Origin of the sequence: Streptomyces olivochromogenes (assembly GCF_021538895.1) — a bacterium.
GTDB lineage: Bacteria > Actinomycetota > Actinomycetes > Streptomycetales > Streptomycetaceae > Streptomyces > Streptomyces olivochromogenes_A.
In genome coordinates this window covers 35,106-54,304 of the sequence record NZ_JADDRL010000054.1, presented here as the reverse complement: position 1 = coordinate 54,304, position 19,199 = coordinate 35,106, and the positions used below count along the sequence as shown (strand labels likewise).

Below are 19,199 nucleotides of genomic sequence, written 5' to 3'. Positions count from 1 at the left end.
AACAGGCGGCTTCCAGGAGGTGTGGGGTGGGCAGGGCTGCAGGGGTGCCGGGCGGGCTGACGCGATGGACGTGCGGTGTGCTCGCCGCGTACGCGATGCTGACTGTGGCGACTGGGGTGGCGGCCTGGCACAAGTACCAAGTTTTGCAGGCGCCGCCCCTGCCGGCTCAACCGGACGGCAGCGAGGTGCTGCCGCTGCTCAACGCCGACATATGGTTCGGGAATCTGAGGGGCTGGTGGAGCGGTGCCACCCTCGTGTCCGTGCTGGTCTTCAGCGTCTGGATGTCCCGCATGCGCGACCTCGCGGAGCTGGTCTGGCCCGAGGGGCAGCGTCGCAGCCGTGGCTGGTTGTTCTTCGGCTGGGTGGTCCCCATTGCCGACCTGTTCGTGCTGAAGATGTTCGTCAACGACCTGTGGGCCGCCTCCCGGCCTGCGTTGCGGCGTAAGCGCGGCCATCCCCTGCTCACCTTCTGGTGGCTCTCCGTCCTCGCCGCGGGCGTCACGGGCGCCGACGCCCTGTCCGCCCTGAAGCACGCACACACTGCCGGCCAGACCAGCCAGGCCTTGCAGCAGGTCATGGAAAGCAATCTTCTGTACGTCTGCGCTGCCGCCCTGTCCGCCGCCGTCGTCTGGCAACTCAGCGGCATGCTGAAGCAAGCCGTGCGGGTGGCCCCGGCGTCGTAGGCACCTGGGGTTCGTGAACTCATCGATCAGGAGCGGGATTTAGAACCGCCAACGAAATGAGTGACGGGGAACGCTAGGTCACGTGGCATGAGTCAGAGTGGTTCGCAAGCGGCAGCATTCTTCCGAGACGCCCGCCAGAGCGGAGTGGTCTGGCTCGTCCGGGATGACGAGGGTAGCCCGGCTCCCCTCTCCGAGGACGGCACGCGAAGTCTTCCCTACTGGTCGACCTCCGCCCGCGCCCAGAGGGCGGCGAAGATCTGGGGGCAGGGGCTACGTGTTGAGTCCATGTCCCTGGATGCCTGGCGCGATCGCGATCTGCCTGATGCCGCCCGAGAGGGCTACATGATCGGCATCAACTGGAGCGGACCGCGCCTCGTCGGCTGGAGCTTCACCCCGATGGAAGTTCTCAACCGATTGGCGGCGGGTGACTAGGCCTGTCCGGTGTTGTGATCAGTGGTTGGGTTGGAGGCTGCGGATCCAGAGGAGTGCGCGGCACGGAGTTCGAGTCCGGCCTGGTGGTTGGCGGGGTCTTTGTCGCAGGGTGGCGAGGCCCCGCCATGCTTTGATCTTGTTGATGCCGCGTTCGGCGATGTTCCGCTCGCGGTAGAGGTCGGGATCGCGGGTGACCGGTCGGCCGCCTGCCCGGCCCTTGTTCTTCCGTGACAGGAACGAATTGAGGGCTGTCGCCGGCCTGCCCGGCCGTGATCAGGATGGCCAGTGGGCGGCAGGCGGCATCGACGACGAGGTGGATCTTCGTGCTGACCAGCGACAAGTCCGTCTTGCCCTGCCTCGCGGCCTCGGCGATCACACCCTCGTCGAGGGTCGTGAACACGTGCCTTCCGCCAGTACCGGAGCCGGTCGTACACCGTCTGCCACGGCCCGAACCGGCCCGGCATCTCCCGCCACTGGGCACCCGACCGGAACTTCCACACCACACCCTCGAACTGGGCCCGAAGATTCTCCGGATACGGACCGAACTCCCCGATCGGCAGGAACGGAGCATTGAACTCCCAATCAGCATCAGTCAGTTGCGCACGCGTCACACCCACAGTTCTACCGGCCCCCAACCCGCACGGGTCCGCAACCCGACAGGTGCGGGGTCTCGCCGCTCGTGACATGTCGATCTTCCGTGACCTGGGCGTTCTTGGCTGTCTCACAGCCCTTGTCACCCATGATCAGTCTCAAATCCGTGGTATTTCTTCGCGAGGGCGAGGGCGAGGGCGAGGGCGAGGGCGAGGGCGAGGGCGAGATCAGGCGGCTTGCCCATGTCGGCCGAGTACACCACGTTGAGCCCCGAGCACGAGGACTACCGGCGAGCCCAGATCGCGCACCGATGAGTTTCCCGCACCGCGCCGGTCTATACGCCGGACACTCACGGACGGAAGGCTGGGCCATGCGGAAACTGATCTACGGCATGAACCTGACCCTGGACGGCTACATCGCCGCGGCCGGCGACGACATCGGCTGGAGCGGACCGCCGAGCGACGAGCTGTTCCAGTGGTGGCTCGACCACGAGCAGGCGAGTGGCCTGACGCTGTACGGGCGCAAGCTATGGGAGACGATGAGCTCCTACTGGCCGACCGGCGACCAGCAGCCGGGCGCCACCCCGGCGCAGATCGAGTTCGCGCGGAACTGGCGGGACACGCCGAAGGTGGTGTTCTCCTCGACGATCGACAAGGTCGACTGGAACAGCCGTCTGGTCACCGGCGACGCGATCGCCGAGATCACCCGGCTCAAGGCCGAGGACGGCGGCCCAATGAACATCGGCGGCGCAACGCTCGCCGGCGCGGCCATGCGCGCCGGGCTGATCGACGAGTACGTGATCGTCGCCCATCCGGTCCTGGTGGGCGGCGGCACGCCGTTCTTCACCGCGCTGGACAGCTGGGTGAACCTGAACCTGGTGGAGGCGCGGACGTTGCCCGGCGGCGTGGTCCTGACCAGGTACGAGACGAGGCGCTGAGCAGCAGCACCCAACACCCTTTGGTCTCACGGTGATGTCGTATACGACATCGGCACGTCACGACACGGAGCGTGGTCGCCGCCAACAGATGAGTGCGCATCCGAGAGTGAGGAACGCTTCGTGGATGTCGGCGCGTATCTCCCAGCGGATCCGCAGGCGGCAGAACCATTGCAGGTGAGCGAATGCGCGCTCCACGACCCAGCGTTGCTTTCTCAGGCCGGAGCCACGCTCGATTCCGCGGCGGGCGATCATCGGCTGCACGCCGAGGCCCCGGACAAGCCGGCGGTACTCGTCGTGGTCGTAGCCGCGGTCGCCGCGTACCACGTTCGGGTGGCGCCGGGGCCGGCCCCGCTTACCCCGCACTGGCGGCACGGCCTGGAGGAGTGGGATGAGCTGGGGGTGACGTCGTTGCGGTTGCAGCCGGTCAGGGTGGCGGCGAGCGGGATGCCCGTGGCACCGGTAGGAGCACCTCGCGCAACCGGGGCCTGCAACCAGTGCCACACGCCGGCCTCGGTCCACTCCGCCAGGCGTCGCCAGTACGTCATGCCGGAACCGAAGCCGGGCTCCAGCGGCAGGTTGGATGGCCAGCCTTTGGGTCTGGGTCGTGCACCCGGCCCGAGAAGCGGCCGCAGTCCGGACACGCCGCACCGGCCGCCGAGCAGGCCGGAGGTATCCCCGGACGTAACCCTCCCGCGGTACCGGCGACGGCCCGCGGTCAGCTGTCGAAAGCGCCGCACTCGCGGGAGCTAGGCCGCCTTGGGCCGCGCGGCACGCTTGCCCGGAGCGGGCACCTGTACGTCCTCGGGCAGGAAGGTGTCGTCTTCCCCGAAGTCCGGGGCCTGGAAGGGGTTTGTTGCCGGATGCGGTGATGCCGCAGTGGCGCGGTGGGGTTGCCCTTCCAGGGCGGAGAACAGCGGCGTCGGATCGATGGGAGGTCTCCCTTTCGTTGCAGGCCCCAGGAGGGGCCTGGCGTGCCGTGATCGGGCACAGCGGTCCTACAGCTTGGTCATCTTGGCGTATGGGCTCAAGATCCGCATTTGTGCCGAGCCGAAATCCACGAGTGCCGCGATTCCATCCTCGATGCCGATCACCCGGCCGAGTCCGTACATGTCGTGCGTAACCTGGTCACCCACGGCGAAATGCTTGGGAGCCGGGGCGACCGGGGCCCTGAAGGGGCTGGTGGGCAAATGACGCTTCGGTGCAGCGGGCTTTGTCATCGCCCCCAGTATGCGCCACGAGCCGTGCTGGTGGTCCCGGGGGCGGGAATGGTTGACCGTTGGACTTCATTTGGCACGTTCTGAGCCTGCCGATCGCTCGGCAAACGGGCGGGGTCGGGCGGTTCGGCTTCATAGAAGGTCGAACCGCCCGTACGCTTCGTGTTGTCTACGGCGTCACATAGCGGGCGCCAAACACTGGAGGCAATACCTCGTGCTGATCGCTCAGCGTCCTTCGTTGACCGAAGAGGTCGTCGATGAGTTCCGCTCCCGGTTCGTGATCGAGCCGCTGGAGCCGGGCTTCGGCTATACCCTCGGCAACTCTCTCCGTCGTACTCTCCTGTCGTCGATCCCGGGTTCCGCTGTCACCAGCATCCGCATCGACGGTGTCCTGCACGAGTTCACCACCGTGCCGGGCGTCAAGGAGGACGTCACCGACCTGATCCTCAACATCAAGCAGCTGGTCGTCTCCTCGGAGCACGACGAGCCGGTCGTGATGTATCTGCGCAAGCAGGGCCCGGGTCTGGTCACCGCCGCCGACATCGCGCCCCCGGCCGGTGTCGAGGTGCACAACCCCGATCTGGTCCTCGCCACGCTGAACGGCAAGGGCAAGCTGGAGATGGAGCTGACCGTCGAGCGCGGTCGCGGCTACGTCTCCGCCGTGCAGAACAAGCAGCTGGGCCAGGAGATCGGCCGTGTCCCGGTCGACTCGATCTACAGCCCGGTGCTCAAGGTCACGTACAAGGTCGAGGCGACCCGTGTCGAGCAGCGCACCGACTTCGACAAGCTGATCGTCGACGTCGAGACGAAGCAGGCCATGCGTCCGCGCGACGCCATGGCGTCGGCCGGCAAGACCCTGGTCGAGCTGTTCGGTCTCGCCCGCGAGCTGAACATCGACGCCGAGGGCATCGACATGGGTCCGTCCCCGACGGACGCCGCCCTGGCCGCCGACATGGCCCTGCCGATCGAGGAGCTGGAGCTCACGGTTCGGTCGTACAACTGCCTCAAGCGTGAGGGCGTCCACTCGGTGGGCGAGCTTCTGGCGCGCTCCGAGGCCGACCTCCTCGACATTCGTAACTTCGGTGCGAAGTCGATCGACGAGGTCAAGGCGAAGCTGGCCGGCATGGGCCTGGCCCTGAAGGACAGCCCGCCCGGATTCGACCCGACCGCTGCCGCCTTCGATGCGGACGACAACGGGGGCACGGGTTTCATGGAGACCGAGCAGTACTGAACACCGCACCGGGTCGCGGGGGAGCCAGGACGGCAGAGGAGTCGGCGATGAGCGCCCACTGACCGTGCATCCCGGGACACGAAACAGCCTCCTCGAAGTTCACTCCGAGGAGGCTGTTCGATGCGTGATTCCTGGCCGCACGCAGTGCCTCCGGCAGGATTCGAACCTGCGACAACCGCTTGGGAGTTCGGTCCGAGCGCGACCCGGCGGCGTCAGCGGGAGGGTTGAATCCCCTCGTGCGTGGCGGTGAAGGAGTACGGGGCGGCCGAGCGGAGCTGGAGTTGGGCCGCTTGACCGCCCCGTCGGCCTGGCGCCTCTGCAGGCGTCCGGCGTGGTCGACTACCGCAGGGTGCGGAAGCCCGTACGGATCTCGTTCACGAAGAGCTCCGGCTGCTCCCAGGCGGCGAAGTGGCCGCCCTTGGGCAGCCTGTTGTAGTGGACGAGGTTCGGGTAGGCCTGCTCGGCCCAGCTCTTCGGCGCCTGGTACAGCTCGTCGGGGAAGACGCTGACGGCGACCGGGAGCTTGACGCCCCGCACGCCGAAGAACGGCTTCGTGTTCTCCCCGTAGAGGCGGGCCGCGGAGACCGCCGTGTTGGTCAGCCAGAACAGCGTGATGTTGTCCAGGACGTCGTCCCGCGTCAGGCCCTCCTCCGCCCCGGCGAAGGCCCGGGAGATCAGTTCCAGACTGGCCTTGTCGTGGTCGAGCATGAAGGCGGCCAGACCGACCGGGGAGTCCGCGAAGGCGGTCAGCGACTGCGGACGCGAGCCCATCATGTAGGCGTAGTAGACGTGCCGGTAGACGAAGTCCAGCTGCTCGACAGCCGCCTTCTCCTCGTCGTTGGCGAGCACGACGTCGGACGGCAGCGGGTTGCCGGCGACGACGGCCTCCTCGACGGCGGGCGGAATCACCTTGGGCATGTTGGTGTGGATGCCGACCAGACCCTCGGGCTCCTGCACACCCATGACGTCGGTGACGACCGCGCCCCAGTCGCCACCCTGGGCGACGTACTTCGTGTAGCCGAGGCGCTTCATCAGCTCGCCCCAGGCGCGGGCGATCCGCTCGGGGCCCCAGCCCTTCGCGGTCGGCTTGCCGGAGAAGCCGTAGCCCGGCATCGACGGAATCACCACGTGGAAGGCGTCCGCGGCGTCGCCACCGTGGGCCGTCGGGTCCGTGAGCGGCTCGATGATCTTCAGCTGCTCGATGACGGAACCCGGCCAGCCGTGCGTGACGATCACCGGCAGGGCGTTCTCGTGCTTCGAGCGGACGTGGATGAAGTGGATGTCCAGCCCGTCGATCTCCGTGATGAACTGCGGATACGACTTGAGCTTCACCTCGACCTTGCGCCAGTCGTACTCCGACGCCCAGTACCGCGCGAGTTCCTTGATCGTCTCCAGCTGCGTGCCCTGCGACTGGTCCGCGACGGTCTCCTTCTCGGGCCACCGCGCCGCCTCGATGCGCGCCCGCCCGTGACCAACACATCGACCGTCGCTGAGCAAGGCGCCCATCCCACAAGTGCTGCGCAGCTTCAATGCGTCGAGGGCCGGGGGCGGGAGCCGCGCGCAGGAGGCCTGGGCTGCTGCCGTACCCGGGGGATAACCCCCGGTGGCCCTGGGGGAATGCCTCGCACGCAGAGGGTGGCTGGCAGGATTCTCCAGGTCACGGGGCCGACAGGAGACTTTGGGGCATGACGACCTCCCCCGATGTTTCCGTGCCGCACCAGTCTGCTCCTGCTGTCGCAAGAGGGTCCGGCGGCGACGGCGGCAGCGACTTCGCACGGCTCTCCCAACGGATAACCGCGGCCGGCCTGATGGCTCGGCGCCCCGGCTACTACGCAGCACGCATCGGCCTGGTGGTCGCACTGTACGCGGCAGGGTGGGGAGCCTTCTTCGTTCTGGGTGACACTTGGGGACAGCTGGCCGTGGCGGCCTTCTTGTCCTTCGTGTTCGGGCACATCGCCCTGCTCGCGCACGACCTGGCCCACCGGCAGGTGTTCCGGCGGCGCCGGCCCAGCGAAGTCATGGGCAGGCTGTTCGGGAATCTGGGTGTGGGCATGAGTTATGGCTGGTGGATGAACAAGCACACGCGCCACCACGCCAACCCCAATCACGAGGACCTGGATCCCGATGTCGCCCCGGACATCCTGGTGTGGTCGACCGATCAGGCGCGTGCCAGCCGAGGTGTGGCGCGTCTGATCGGTGGCCACCAGGCCCTGCTGTTCTTCCCATTGCTGACCCTCGAAGGCTTCAACCTGCACGTTTCGAGCCTGCGGGCGCTGCGTTCGCCGTACATGAAGAAGCGAACGCTGGAGGGTGCCCTGCTCCTGCTGCACATCGCGGGTCTGCTGACCGCCCTGCTCCTGGTCCTCTCGCCGGGCAAGGCGGTGGCGTTTCTGGCGCTGAACCAGAGCCTGTTCGGTGTGTATCTCGGCTGCACCTTCGCCCCGAACCACAAAGGAATGCCCACCTTCACCGGTGACGAGCGGCCCGACTTCCTACGGCGCCAGGTCCTCACCTCCCGCAACGTGCGGGGCGGCTTGCTCACCGACGTGATGCTCGGCGGCCTCAACTACCAGATCGAGCACCACCTGTTCCCGAGCATGCCCACGCCCCATCTGCGCCGCGCCCAGGTCATCGTGCGGCAGTACTGCGCCGAAATCGGGGTGCCCTACCACGAGACCGGACTGATCCGCTCCTACCGCGAGGCCCTGACCCACCTGCACCGAGTGGGAGAGCCGATCAGGCGACAGAGAAGGGCACGCTGACACGGCCGGCCGAGGGGCCAGGAACTTTACGGCCCGCGCCGCGCACCTCGGTAACTGAACGACAGGACCTGATCACCATCCGCGAGCACATGGCACCGTGCTGTGGATCGCTTGCCCCGCACCGGACCGTCACCGGTCTGCTCGGTTCGTCGCGAGCCGCTGACACCGGAGACAATGGGGGTCCCGGCGCGGGTGAGGTGGTGGCGATGCCCGTATGGCATCTGCGCGACTATCGTGATGACGATCTTGATCAGGCCATCCAGATCTGGGACCAGAGCCGAATGGACGACGAAGACCGCGTTTTCCCGGTCTCCGAGGTGATGGCGGCGGCGAAGGCAGGTCAGACAGCGGTGGTCGCCTTGGTCGGCGACGAACTGGTGGGCATGGCCGTGGCTCAGGCATGTGGCAAGCGAGGGTGGATCCTCCTCGTGGCGCTCGCGTCCCGCTGGCGGCGACAAGGAATCGGCAGCGCCCTCCTCGCCGAGGTGGAACGGCGCCTGCGTGCGCTGGGCATACGCCACATCAGTGCACTGCTTCCCGCCCACGCCGCAGGCACGAGGGCTCTGGAGAACTCCGCCTACCGGTTCCGCGACGACCTCATCTACTACGAGAAGCTGGAGCCGCCCGAGACCGCCCACGCCGGCGTCCTTGAGGCGTTGGGCGGCCGCATGCTGCCCCAGGGACTCTGGGACACCATGGCCGGCATGGAGCGTGAGAAGCAGGTGGTCGAACGGCGGGTGGTGCTACCGCTGACCGAACCGGAACTGGCAGACCACTACGGTGTCGTCCCGCCCAAGGCGATCATCCTGTTCGGACCTCCCGGCACAGGGAAGACCAGCTTCGCCAAGGCGGTGGCCTCACGGCTCGGCTGGCCGTTCGTGGAACTCTTCCCCTCCCGGCTTGCGGCCGACACCACCGAGGGACTGGCCGCGGCGCTGCGTGAGGCTTTCGCGGATCTGGCGGAGCTGGACTCGGTGGTGCTCTTCATCGACGAGGTCGAGGAGATCGCCGGCGTCAGATCGGGCAAGGCAGTTGATCCAGGGCACGGGGTGACCAACGAACTGCTCAAACTCATCCCCGTTTTCCGCGAGCAGGACGCGCGGCTGCTGGCCTGTGCCACCAACTCGGTACGCTCCCTGGACGCGGCCTTCCTACGGCCGGGCCGGTTCGACTATGTCATCCCCATCGGCCCGCCGGACCCAACCGCCCGCGCAGCGATCTGGGGCCGCTACCTCAGGGCCGCTTCCCATACGGTCGACGTCACCCAACTGGTCAAGGCCAGCGAGTTGTTCACACCGGCCGACATCGAGTTCGCCGCCCGCAAGGGAGCGCAGCAGGCGTTCGAGCATGAGGTCGCACATCGCCAGGGCCGACCGGCGACCACCGAGGACTACATGAAGGCCATTGCCGACACCCGGCCGACGCTCACCGCACGGGCGATCGAGGAGTTCACCGAGGACATCGAGAAGTACAGCCGCCTCTGAGACGTGGGGCCGGGTCGGTGTTCGGGGAACTCGCAGCCCATCGCGCCGGCCGTGGACCCGCACCTGGCTGCGTGGGCATCTATTCCACGGCGGATTGCTCGCGCAGGCTGTGGGCGACCGCCAGGAACAGGTACAGGTTCGTGATGTCCTTGGTCAGATGGTGGGACCAGCGGACGGGGTCGCCCGAGGATCCGGTGGTCATGATGCGGACCAGGCCGCCCGAGGAACGGACCTCCCAAACCTTGGGCCATGGCAGGCTGCCTTTCCCCGGGGCGGATACGGCCGTGCGGGAGAGCGAGAGATCCCCGAACGCGACCGTGCCGCCCTCGCGGAGCGTCTCCAGCACGGACGCTCCCTGCGCGCGCACCACCGCGTCCTGCATCCGGGGACCCCAGGCGTCGGGATCCTCATAGAACTCCGTGATCCGCACCGAGCCCTGGCCGGGGGCGCTCGCCGTGTAGACGTACTTGGTCGGCGCGGGGCGGCCGTTGATGATCAGCTGGGTGATCTCCTGCTGGAGGCGCAGGGAATCCCAGCGCAGAGCGACCGGCGCGCCGCCGGACGGCGGATGCACGACCAGCCCCTCCTCGAACAGGTGCAGCCGCTGGGCGGCCCGCTTCCGGCTGAAGTCGGGGAAACGGCGCATCCAGAACCAGTAGTACAGCAGCCCGGGGACCAGGAAGAACGGCAAGAGCATGAGGCAGTTGAAGACATGGGCGGCGAACACCGCCCGGCGGAGGCGCTTCGGCGCGTACACGCCTTGGAGCGCCCCCAGCCGATTCCGTGCGGCCAGGTCGGCGACCTCGGGCGACGCGGGGGTGAGTGGAGTCATGAGGACGAGCCTCCGAGCCGCGTCCACGCGTGACAACCGTGGTTCCACGTAGATCGGTCACGTATCGGTCCGCGCGCCGACTGTCGGCGCGGCGCGGCGCGGCGCCGGCCCGTCGTACGTCCTGTCGGGAACGGTCATGCGCGCACGCGTTCCAGGCGGGTGCGTTCGGACGAGGTCCCGCAGCCGGGTGCGGGGTGGCGCGCTCGCTAGCCGGGCCGGACCGGGAGGAGCGGATCGGCGCCGCTCAGCAGGGCGAGACCCAGGTCCGTGACGGTGTGCAGCATCGTGTTGCGGTGCCGGTGACTGGAGACCAGGGACACCTCCCGCAGGGCGGCGATGTGACGGCTGGCGTTGGGCGCGGTGGTACTGGCCCGGCGGGCGAGCTCGCCGGTCGACGCGGTGCCGTCGGCGACGGCGTGCAGCAGGACGGCCCGCGTCGGCCCGACCAGCGTGGCGAGCGCCCGGCCGTCGGCCGAACCGGTCCGTGGAGCCGCCCAGTCGACCTGGTGCTCGATCGGGTAGACCAGGACCGGTGACAGGGTCGGGTCCGCGAACGTCGTCGGCGCGTGGCGGCAGAAGAAGGAGGGCTGCAGGAGCAGGCCGCGTCCTCGCAGATGCAGCTCCTGGTCGACCGGGTAATCGAGGTGCAGGACCGGATAGTCCCAGCGGGCGGAGGGATGCAGTGTGCTGAGGACCGCGTCCCAGCCGCCGTTCAGGAGCGTGGTGGAGCGGCGCGACCGGTCCCGGTTCACCTGGACCCTGATGCGGTCCCAGTACGGCGTGAGGACCGCGGCGAAGTAGGCGTCGGCGGCATCGGCCATCCTGCCCAGACCGGTGGCCTCTCCGGTGACGAGTTCGCGGCTCCACAGGGGTAGCCTGCGGGTCGGGTTGCGTCTGGTGAACTCCCGTAGATCCGTGTGCACTTGCGGCAGCGGGGTGGCGCGCAACGCCTCGATCCGGTGGTCGAGGCCGGCCCCGGCGGCCGCGGTGAGGAAGTCCACCGAGTAGCCGACCGGGGGCGCCAGTGCCGTCAACGCCCGGGTCGATGCGGGTACCTGAGGGAGCGTCTCCTTGAGCCAGGAGCCGTAGATCACACCGGCGTCCCGCCTGCGCAGCCGGTTCATGCTGATGAGCAGTTCCCAGAGGGGGTCGGGCTCGGCGGCGATCCGGATGCGTGCCAGATCCTCGCCCGTGAAGTGAATCCGCAACACCTCAGGCCGCCCCACCTGGGTAATTGCGTTCCAGCGCACACGATTTCACAGTAACCCCCCAAGATCCGCACACTCGTGCCGTCGTGCCTTGGTCGGCACACGTCAACGATGCAAAGGGATCATAAAATGCGAAAGATCACGACGTCGACTCGCCGTCTCGGGCGCGTGGCCTCCCTGGCGAGCGCGACTGCTCTGCTGCTGGGCGCGGCCGTGGCGACCGCCGCCCCCGCCTCCGCGGGCGAGGACTGCGCGACCGGCTACCACTGCGTGTTCATGGGGGCTCTCGGCTCCGAGAAGCACTCGTACTACAACAGTGACCGCGACTTCACGAATGACCGCTTCGACGAGATCTGCTCGGCCTGCCACAGCCAGATCGTGAACGACAACGTGTGGTCGGCGAGCAACTCCAGCACCGGCGGCTACGAGAGCCACTACTACTACGACATCGACTTCGGCGGTGGTCTGGTCTTCTGCGTCAACCCCGGCAGCCAGGTGAACTCGGGTCAGCTGTCGACCGACGGTGTCGCCGGCAACCACGTCGGCCAGCGGGACGAGGCCAGCTCCCTCCAGCTGCGGGGCACCACCAGCATCCACTGCTTCTGACTCGCGAGGGAACTGTCTCCATGTCATTCGTCAAGCGCATCGCCACGGCCGCCGGCGTCACCGCCCTGCTCCTCGGTGGTGCCCTGGCCACCGCAGGGCCGGCCGCCGCCGGACCCAACTGCGCGTCGGGGTACCACTGCGTCTTCCTGGGCGCCATCCAGGACAACACCAAGCACTCGTACTTCAACAGCGACACAGACTTCACCAACGACACGTTCGTCGGAGCCCCGAGCGACGTGAAGGTGAACGACTACGTCTCTTCCGCGAGCAACTCCAGCAACAGCGGCTACGAGAGCCACTACTACTACGACATCAACTACGGTGGCGGTCTGGTCTTCTGCGTCAACCCCGGCAGCTCCGTCGACCTCTGGTCCCTGACCGACGACGGCACCCCGGGCAACGGCAAGGGCCAGCGCGACGAGGCCAGTTCGCTGCGCGTCCGCTCCACGACCTCCATCCCGTGTTTCTGAACCACCACGGCCGTGCCCGGCCTGGCCACCACAAGGGTGTGCCAGGCCCCCGCCGCGCCGTGCTCGCACCGGCCTTGGTGCTGGCCGCCGTTGGCGCGGCCGTCAGCGGATGTGCGGGAACCGCCGCCCCCGAACCGGCACGGCCGCAGAAGGCCCTCACCCAGGCGCGGCTGACCGACCTGCATCAAAAGCCGCCCGTCACCAGGCTCTTGTTCACTCCTGACACCGAAGGCGCCGAGGCCCAGCGGAAGTCCGCCATCACCTGCATGGCGAAGCATGGCTATCGCTACGCGCCCGTGGCCGTGCAGAAGTCGGACGACGCCGATCAACTCCCGCAGCCGTTCGGCCTGGAAGCCCCCGTGTCCCGTCGCGCCGGAGCGGCCGCGAGCCCGCCGGTCACCGAGAAGCCGCCGGCGAAGGGCAGTCCGGAGAGTACGGCCGCGTACGCGAAGGCCCTCTTCGGGGACGAGTCCAAGCGGGTCACCGCCAAGGGCGTGCGGATGACGGTGTCGCGTCCGGGCAACGGCTGCCTGGCGGAGGCCGAGACACGCCTGCTCGGCAACGGGCGCATGCGGTGGCTCCAGCTGCGGATCCTGCTGTTCGAGGCCCAGGAGCAGGCACGCAAGGACGTCGAGAAGGACGCCGCGTTCCAGACCGTGACCGGGCGCTGGCGGCAGTGCATGAAGCAGGCGGGGTTCAAGGCGAAGGACCCCGTGGGACTGCTCGGATCGCTGAACACGGACGAGGCGCGGCACTCCAGTCCCGCCCTCCCGGCGGATCTGCGCTGCAAGACCGAGACCGGGTATCTGACCACGGCGTACACCCGGCTCGCCGCCGTGCAGCAGCGGTGGCTCGACAGGCACCCGGACGTCCAGAGCGACTGGACCTCGCTGTCCGCCCGCCAGAAGAAGGCCGCCGGCGAGGTGCTCGGGACGGGGAAGCGGGACTGAGCCGGACAGTGAGAAGGCCTGGCGGTCACCCATCCTCGATGACATCGCACAACCTTCTCTGAGAGAGGTCAGCATGATCGCGCGCAGCTGGGCTGCTTTGGTTGTGAGGTAGCGCTACTCGGAGGTGTTGGTGGTGAGAGCCCCTGCCAGGAGGAAATCAGTCACCGTCGGCTCTGGCTCTCCCGCCATTTCCAGCAGGTGCGCTCGTACCGCGTGCACCCGGTAGTGGTCGGCGAGTGGCCCGGGGTCGTCGATGTTGAGTGGTCGAGCAGTGCCAGGGCGGAGCTCGGGCCGTCGACCGGCGCCCTGCAACCAGTACTCGCCGGGCCGACCCTGTCGGTGAACGTGCCGATGAGCAGTGCGGCCCCTTCCTGGATCACGCGGCGATCCCAGCGAGGGCAGTCCTGCTCGGCCAAGGAGATCAGTTCGCCGTGCGGGCCGGTGCTCGTCCGGTGAGGCCATCCGGCCGGCACGTGAGAGGCGTAGCGAGGCTGTCATCGGTTGCCGGAGCCTCGGCCGCGGTCGGCTCCCTTGCCATCAGGTCCTCGTGCCGTCGCCGTGCTGCCTGGCTGCGCATCCGGTCGGTGTACCGGCGCGTGGAGATCTGCACCAGCCGGCCGCGCGGATTCTCCGGCATTGGCCCGTGCACGGGCCAATGCCGGGCGGCGGGGGTCAGGGCTTCCACAACGCCAGTAGGACTTCGGGTCGCGCTACTGGGCGCTCATCAGCTCGAACTGTTACCCGTCGAGGGCTGAGCCTGAACTGTCCTGGATGCGTCGGGCCTCCGCTACGAGTTCGGCAGGCAGGGCAGGACCATTACATGCGTGATCAATCAGCAAGTCCCGGTACGAGTCGTTCGGCAGATTCGGCGCCAGTTCGATGAGTTCTCTCAGTTCGGCAGGCGAGCCGGTGAGCCGGGCACGGTAGGCAGCCCCGGCCGCGCGAAGTGTGAGTTCAGTCGGCTCGTACTTCAGCCCCTGATCGATCAGCCGGACCGCAGAGGTGAAGTCGCCCTGCTCGGCACGCACATCAGCCAAGTCGAGATAGAGCGACCAGTTGGCCGGGTCCAGGGCAAGAGCGCGCTCGAACGCCGCCGCGGCCTGTTCCGGATCGCCCAGCTTGCGCCACGTGCCCGCTCGTACGACTTCCGTCAGCATGGCCCGCTCAACGGAGTCCGCCTGGTCGCAGAGGTCGAACGACCCTTCGGTGAGACCGCATGCCCGCAGCAAGATCGCCATTTTGGCCAACGCATCCGGCAACGGCTGGCGGGCAGAGACGGTGTCGATGGCTGCGAACCAGGGCTGGAACCGTTCCCGCATGCTGTCGGTGTCCAGATCATGGCAACGGTCAATCGTCCGCATTGCGGCCTCGGCCAGCGCGTCGGCACTCACCCCACCGAGAAATCGTCCATCGCTGAACCAGGGGGCCTTGGCCCATGCGATGTCGGGTCGCACACCCGTGACCGATCCGATCGCGAGCGCCGCGCCGTCCATGTCGTCCTGAAGGAAGCAGATGTACGACTGCGTCAGTACCGTCCTCAAGGAGTCGGTACCCTGAACGACCTCGGCCAGTTCGGACGGCTTGTCCCTCCACAACTCGGCGAGAACCGAGTAGGGCTCGGGGTTCTCCGGCGAGGAGGCAATGGCTCCCGCCAAGTAGTGCACGGCCGCGGCCGGGCTGCCCCCGCAGTGCGCCATCACCCGCGCGAGACCTACTCCAGCTGCTGCCGCCCGATTCGACATCGTCCGAGGATATCCCTGATCCGGCCGACTCTCGGCCCGCGCATCAGGGCAGCGCTGGACGTGATGCCATGATCTTGTCGTGGCTGACAGGCCGAGTGGGAAGCAGCGGGGCTGTGCGCTTCCAGAGGTCATCAGGAACGAGGTCAGCGGACACGGTCGCGGATTCTGCCGCGCCAAGACCGGAACGTCAGGCGAGCCGGAAGTCCGTCCAACTCAGCGCCAGCCACCGTGGCGGGGTTCCGAGTACTCGCCGAACAGCGGATCGTAGGCCTCCCCATCCTCGGTGGTCACCACGTAGTCGGGCTGGGTCCTCGAAGCCGCCGCCTGCAAGCGGATGACGAGGTCGGCGACAGGCAGGATGCGCAGCGACAGTGCCGCAGCCAGGCGGGCACGTTCCTCGGCGATCTCCGGATTGTCTCTGGCCAGATGCCCTTCGAGATGCTGGGCAGAGGCCTGCATGACCTCCACATCGCCGCCGCCGGAGAAGCGAAGACAGTCCTGCCATCCCAGCCCGATGATGATCTCCAGCGCGTCGGCCAGGTCGTCGGCGATCAGGCCGCCCTCGCCTTCGGAGTTCGCGAAGACCACTGGCCGGCGGCCTCCTGTCTCGCTGCACAGGAAGTACGCCCCACCCGCGAAGTCCCCTGCAATCACCTCCAGTGGCGCACCTGAGGCAAGCCTCAAACCCTCACCGCACTGCTTCCGTTCGAGGTCGAACTCGAAAGACGCCCGCAGTAGGTCGTAGACGTCCGGCGTGTTCTGGATCAGATCGAGCAAATGATCGCTTGAGGCCAAGACACAGACGATAGCCACGGCCACCGACACGCAAGGCTCAGGCCCGACCCATTGGTTCACCTCCGTGCCGATGCCCAGTCGGCATCCGCTGCCGCAACAGGTCATTCTGAAACGGCCCTGCCGCCACTCTGTTCATCCACCCGGCGGCAAGCCCGCTTCGTTGTCGCTCATCGCGGCGTAGACGGTAAGGGCGGATGCGACGACATCGACGTGCGAAGGCCCTACGATCCGGAGCCGAACCAACTCGGGGAGTTCGGGGAAGCGTTCGACGAGACCGTTGGCATCGGCAGGCCCACACAGTCACCGTCGTCCACTGCTCCGAACGAAAGCAAGCGTGCGGTCGGCCCTCAGGCAGCGGTGCATCACTCACGGTGTGAGGCTATGGCTTGCTGTTGGCCGTGTCGACGCCGCGGATCAGGCGGGAAGTGGCCCGGGTGAAAGACCTGTTCAGCCGACCTTGAGGAGGCCGGCTTCGACAACGGCGCGGCCGAAGGGGCTTGCGAGTTCGGCGAGACGTTCGCAGCCGCTGTCACCCAGGACGGCGTAGGCGGGGAGGGCCAGGCGGTCGGTGCGGTCCTCGATGTGCTGACGCAGGCGTACGCCCTCCGGGCTGAGGGAATCGCCGTCGAGGAGACCCCGCGTGCGCAGTCGCTCCTTGGTGTCGGCCCACTCGTCCTCGGGCCATGCGCGGCTCGCCTTGAGGAAGTCGATGGGAACGTCACCGGTGGCAGCGTGCAGAATCAAGGCCTCCAGGCCTCCGACACCCTCGGTGAGCAAGCACGCGACATGGCCGTCTCCCCGGAACTCCCGGAGCAGCGTCTGGGCGTGCCAGAGTTGCAGTACGGGTTCATCCGGCCAAGGCAGGGCGGCATGTGCCGCGAACAGCGGGCGGCCTTGAGCGTGCTCGCCTGCGGAGTGGGCGGCCCTGCGAGTCAGTGCCAAGACCTCGTCGAGAGCGGGGAGTTCGTGGATCCCGGCTCGCCGCAGGGCCTCACTCGCGGCGGCGTTCCGCGCGTCCAGCACCTGCTGCGGTGTCGTCGCGTCCCAGACCCCGTGGACCGCCTTCCGTACCAAATCGGGGTTGAAGTTGTAGAAGGTCGCGATGACGAGCTGAGCGGATGCTCGGCCGAAGGCGGCGCTGCGGGAAGCGAAGTACCCGGCCCGTCCGCTCAGTCCGAGGTCCGCGTACCGCCGCCTTGCCTCGGGGGCGAAGTAGATCATGCCGTGTACGGGTTCGAGTCGGCGCCAGGCTGCTCGCGCGGTCTTCATCGCGTCACCTTCCGGGATTCGGCAGACGGGTGTTCGCTGTGGTTCCGTACTGGCCGTGCCCGCACAGATGTTCGAGCAGCAGTCGGCTCAGTGTCTCCGGCGCCTCTTCCGGGACCCAGTGGCTGACGCCTTGGAGGGTCTCGAACCGGTACGGCCCTTTGATCCACTGCCCGGTCTCCTGCGCCGCCGCCGGGCCGAACGCGCTGTCCTCCGTGCTCCAGACGTACAGAGTGGGCACGTCGACCGCGCCGATCGCGCCGTCGGGGCGGCCGGCCCGGTACCAGTTCAGTGCCGCGGTGAGTGCGCCCGGCTGGGAAAGGTGCCGCACGTAGGCCTCGACACTGTCCTGCGGGATCTTCCCGGCGTACATCCCGCGAAGTACCTCGGCGTTGTTGGCGAGCATGAGCTCTTCAGTCGCGGGCGTTTCGCGCCAGTCGGTCATGTAGCGCGATCGTTCGCGCTGATCGGGGTCCGTGCGCAGAGTGGTGGCCAGGGCGCCGGGATGCGGGGTCGAGACAACCGTCAGGGTACGTATGCGGCCGGGGTGGGCATGGGCGGTCCACCACGCGACTGCGCCTCCCCAGTCATGACCGACCAGGTCGAACGATGCCCAGCCCAGTTCTTCCGTGATCGCGACCACGTCGTCGACCAGGACGCTGATGCGGTAGTCCTCGGGCTGTTCGGGGCGAGCCCCGGGGGAGTACCCACGCTGGTCGGGTGCCACGACCCGGTAACCGTGCGCGGCCAGCGTCATGATCTGCTGTTGCCATGCCCGGCCCGTCTGCGGGAAGCCGTGCAGCAACAACACCGGGCGGCCCTCGCGCGGGCCCGCCGCGACCGCGTCAAATAGGCCCACCGCAGTGGAGATGCTCAACTCGGTCACACGCTCCGCCCCTTCATACCGACTGGTCGGTCAGCCTTCAGCTGTGCGAGGGGTTTGTCAAGGGCGAGGGGCGCGCACCGGCCGACACCGGCGCCCGGTGTGCCCGCCGCCCGACGGGCTCTGATATTGAGTGTCGGTCGTAGTTGCCTGCCTCGAAGCGTGGAGGAGCTGTCATGGCGGGGGTTTTGCCCGACATCGGTGAGTGGGTCGCAGGTGGCGGCCGGATGCGTGTGACGACGCGTTCGCGCGGCTTCGAGCTGTTCGTGCGTCAGGACGGTCCGGCCGACGGACTGCCGGTCACCCTGATCCACGGGTTTCCCACGTCCTCGCACGACTGGTCCGTGGTCGTGCCGCACCTTGCCGCGCACGGCTGCCGTGTGCTCACGCTCGACCTCCTCGGTTTCGGGGCGAGCGACAAGCCGCGCGACCACGTCTACTCCGTCGTGGAACAGGCCGAACTCGTCGAAGGCGTCTGGCAGGCCCTGGGCATCGGTGACACGGCGCTGGTGGCCCACGACTACGGAGTCAGCGTCGGCCAGGAACTGCTGGCGCGCGACCCGGGCCGGGTCCGTCGTATGGCGTGGCTGAACGGCGGCCTGTATCCGGACCTGCACCGGCCCATCGCCCCGCAGCGCCTGCTGCACAGCCGCGCCGGAGCGGTGCTCGTACACGCCATGACGGAACGCCGCTTCACCTCGTCCATGCGTCAGGTCCTCGCCCGGCCCGTGGCGGAGGAAGACCTGCACGCCATGTGGGAGAGCGTCTCGCACGAGAACGGCCATCTGCTCGCCCACCGGCTGCTGCGCTACATCGACGAGCGCAAGCAGCACGCCGCCCGCTGGGTGGGCGCGTTGGAGGAGTACCCGGGACCGACGCTGTTCGTCTGGGGCCCGGCCGATCCCATCAGCGGCGCGCACGTCCTGGAACGGATCCGGGCCCGCCTCACGGCCGCGCACATCGTCGAACTCGCCGTGCCTGCCCCTGTCGGGCACTACCCGCAGGTCGAGGCACCCGACGCCGTGGCGGAGGCCCTCACGGCCTTTCTGACCGAGGGCGCGGACCGGGCGTGACGCGAGCCGCTGCCTGTCCGGACTGCCGTCCGGGCCGGAA

18 protein-coding genes and 2 pseudogenes are annotated in these 19,199 nt (G+C 68.0%); 10 read left to right on the top strand and 10 right to left on the bottom strand.

The window, feature by feature from the left end:
* The first annotated feature begins 77 nt into the window (after positions 1 to 77).
* Positions 78 to 683 (top strand): DUF4328 domain-containing protein, encoded by a 606-nt coding sequence (locus tag IPZ69_RS25905; protein ID WP_235456869.1) that lies wholly within the window; start codon positions 78 to 80, stop codon positions 681 to 683.
* 87 nt (positions 684 to 770) lie between these two features.
* Positions 771 to 1,115: a DUF2750 domain-containing protein gene (locus IPZ69_RS25900; protein ID WP_235456868.1), complete on the top strand. Its 345-nt coding sequence runs from the start codon at positions 771 to 773 to the stop codon at positions 1,113 to 1,115.
* On the opposite strand, the pseudogene IPZ69_RS25895 reads toward IPZ69_RS25900, so the two are convergent.
* Positions 1,112 to 1,726, bottom strand: a pseudogene (locus IPZ69_RS25895) (transposase). The gene IPZ69_RS25900 and the pseudogene IPZ69_RS25895 sit on opposite strands and share 4 nt — an antisense overlap.
* Positions 1,727 to 2,076: 350 nt before the next feature.
* On the opposite strand from IPZ69_RS25895, the gene IPZ69_RS25890 reads away from it, so the two are divergent.
* Positions 2,077 to 2,643: a dihydrofolate reductase family protein gene (locus tag IPZ69_RS25890; RefSeq protein ID WP_235456866.1), complete on the top strand. Its 567-nt coding sequence runs from the start codon at positions 2,077 to 2,079 to the stop codon at positions 2,641 to 2,643.
* A gap of 57 nt (positions 2,644 to 2,700) precedes the next feature.
* Here the strand turns inward: IPZ69_RS25890 and IPZ69_RS25885 are convergent.
* Positions 2,701 to 3,305: pseudogene (locus tag IPZ69_RS25885) on the bottom strand (transposase).
* Between the two features lie 333 nt (positions 3,306 to 3,638).
* A complete protein-coding gene (locus tag IPZ69_RS25880; RefSeq protein WP_235456865.1) occupies positions 3,639 to 3,860 on the bottom strand; it encodes a CarD family transcriptional regulator in 222 nt (73 codons plus the stop codon).
* 211 nt (positions 3,861 to 4,071) lie between these two features.
* Between IPZ69_RS25880 and IPZ69_RS25875 the strand changes: the two genes are divergently transcribed.
* Positions 4,072 to 5,088 (top strand): DNA-directed RNA polymerase subunit alpha, encoded by a 1,017-nt coding sequence (locus tag IPZ69_RS25875; RefSeq protein ID WP_235456864.1) that lies wholly within the window; start codon positions 4,072 to 4,074, stop codon positions 5,086 to 5,088.
* Between the two features lie 339 nt (positions 5,089 to 5,427).
* Here IPZ69_RS25875 and IPZ69_RS25870 read toward each other — a convergent pair whose 3' ends face one another.
* Positions 5,428 to 6,594: an epoxide hydrolase family protein gene (locus tag IPZ69_RS25870; protein ID WP_235456863.1), complete on the bottom strand. Its 1,167-nt coding sequence runs from the start codon at positions 6,592 to 6,594 to the stop codon at positions 5,428 to 5,430.
* Between the two features lie 179 nt (positions 6,595 to 6,773).
* On the opposite strand from IPZ69_RS25870, the gene IPZ69_RS25865 reads away from it, so the two are divergent.
* Positions 6,774 to 7,850, top strand: a complete 1,077-nt coding sequence (locus IPZ69_RS25865) for a fatty acid desaturase family protein (protein ID WP_235456862.1) — start codon at positions 6,774 to 6,776, stop codon at positions 7,848 to 7,850.
* Between the two features lie 197 nt (positions 7,851 to 8,047).
* Positions 8,048 to 9,334 carry an ATP-binding protein gene (locus IPZ69_RS25860; RefSeq protein ID WP_235456861.1) on the top strand — a complete coding sequence of 429 codons (1,287 nt, stop codon included), beginning with the start codon at positions 8,048 to 8,050 and terminating at the stop codon, positions 9,332 to 9,334.
* A 79-nt stretch (positions 9,335 to 9,413) separates the two neighbouring features.
* Here the strand turns inward: IPZ69_RS25860 and IPZ69_RS25855 are convergent, their stop codons facing one another.
* Entirely contained in the window at positions 9,414 to 10,166 is a 753-nt protein-coding gene (locus IPZ69_RS25855; RefSeq protein ID WP_235456860.1) for a DUF6585 family protein, read from the bottom strand.
* A gap of 206 nt (positions 10,167 to 10,372) precedes the next feature.
* On the bottom strand, positions 10,373 to 11,377 hold the full coding sequence (locus tag IPZ69_RS25850; RefSeq protein ID WP_235456859.1) for an ArsR/SmtB family transcription factor: 1,005 nt from the start codon (positions 11,375 to 11,377) through the stop codon (positions 10,373 to 10,375).
* A gap of 126 nt (positions 11,378 to 11,503) precedes the next feature.
* On the opposite strand from IPZ69_RS25850, the gene IPZ69_RS25845 reads away from it, so the two are divergent.
* Genes IPZ69_RS25845 through IPZ69_RS25835 form a run of 3 tightly spaced genes read left to right on the top strand, consistent with a single transcriptional unit; the run spans position 11,504 to position 13,400 of the window.
* A complete protein-coding gene (locus IPZ69_RS25845) occupies positions 11,504 to 11,980 on the top strand; it encodes a hypothetical protein (RefSeq protein ID WP_235456858.1) in 477 nt (158 codons plus the stop codon).
* Positions 11,981 to 12,000: 20 nt separating this feature from the next.
* The gene (locus IPZ69_RS25840; RefSeq protein ID WP_235456857.1) at positions 12,001 to 12,450 is read left to right on the top strand and encodes a hypothetical protein; all 450 of its coding nucleotides are present in this window, start codon (positions 12,001 to 12,003) and stop codon (positions 12,448 to 12,450) included.
* Positions 12,451 to 12,488: 38 nt separating this feature from the next.
* Positions 12,489 to 13,400: a hypothetical protein gene (locus IPZ69_RS25835; RefSeq protein WP_235456855.1), complete on the top strand. Its 912-nt coding sequence runs from the start codon at positions 12,489 to 12,491 to the stop codon at positions 13,398 to 13,400.
* Positions 13,401 to 14,137: 737 nt separating this feature from the next.
* Here IPZ69_RS25835 and IPZ69_RS25830 read toward each other — a convergent pair.
* The 4 genes from IPZ69_RS25830 to IPZ69_RS25815 all read right to left on the bottom strand — a co-directional run bounded on the left by IPZ69_RS25830 (position 14,138) and on the right by IPZ69_RS25815 (position 18,089).
* Positions 14,138 to 15,142, bottom strand: a complete 1,005-nt coding sequence (locus IPZ69_RS25830; RefSeq protein ID WP_235456853.1) for a tetratricopeptide repeat protein — start codon at positions 15,140 to 15,142, stop codon at positions 14,138 to 14,140.
* A gap of 213 nt (positions 15,143 to 15,355) precedes the next feature.
* Positions 15,356 to 15,937 carry a hypothetical protein gene (locus IPZ69_RS25825; protein ID WP_235456851.1) on the bottom strand — a complete coding sequence of 194 codons (582 nt, stop codon included), beginning with the start codon at positions 15,935 to 15,937 and terminating at the stop codon, positions 15,356 to 15,358.
* 447 nt (positions 15,938 to 16,384) lie between these two features.
* Entirely contained in the window at positions 16,385 to 17,206 is an 822-nt protein-coding gene (locus tag IPZ69_RS25820) for an SCO6745 family protein (protein WP_235456850.1), read from the bottom strand.
* A 4-nt stretch (positions 17,207 to 17,210) separates the two neighbouring features.
* Positions 17,211 to 18,089, bottom strand: coding sequence for an alpha/beta fold hydrolase (locus tag IPZ69_RS25815; RefSeq protein WP_235456848.1), 879 nt, complete (start codon positions 18,087 to 18,089; stop codon positions 17,211 to 17,213).
* Positions 18,090 to 18,262: 173 nt separating this feature from the next.
* On the opposite strand from IPZ69_RS25815, the gene IPZ69_RS25810 reads away from it, so the two are divergent.
* Positions 18,263 to 19,159: an alpha/beta fold hydrolase gene (locus IPZ69_RS25810; protein ID WP_235456847.1), complete on the top strand. Its 897-nt coding sequence runs from the start codon at positions 18,263 to 18,265 to the stop codon at positions 19,157 to 19,159.
* Positions 19,160 to 19,199 lie beyond the last annotated feature (40 nt).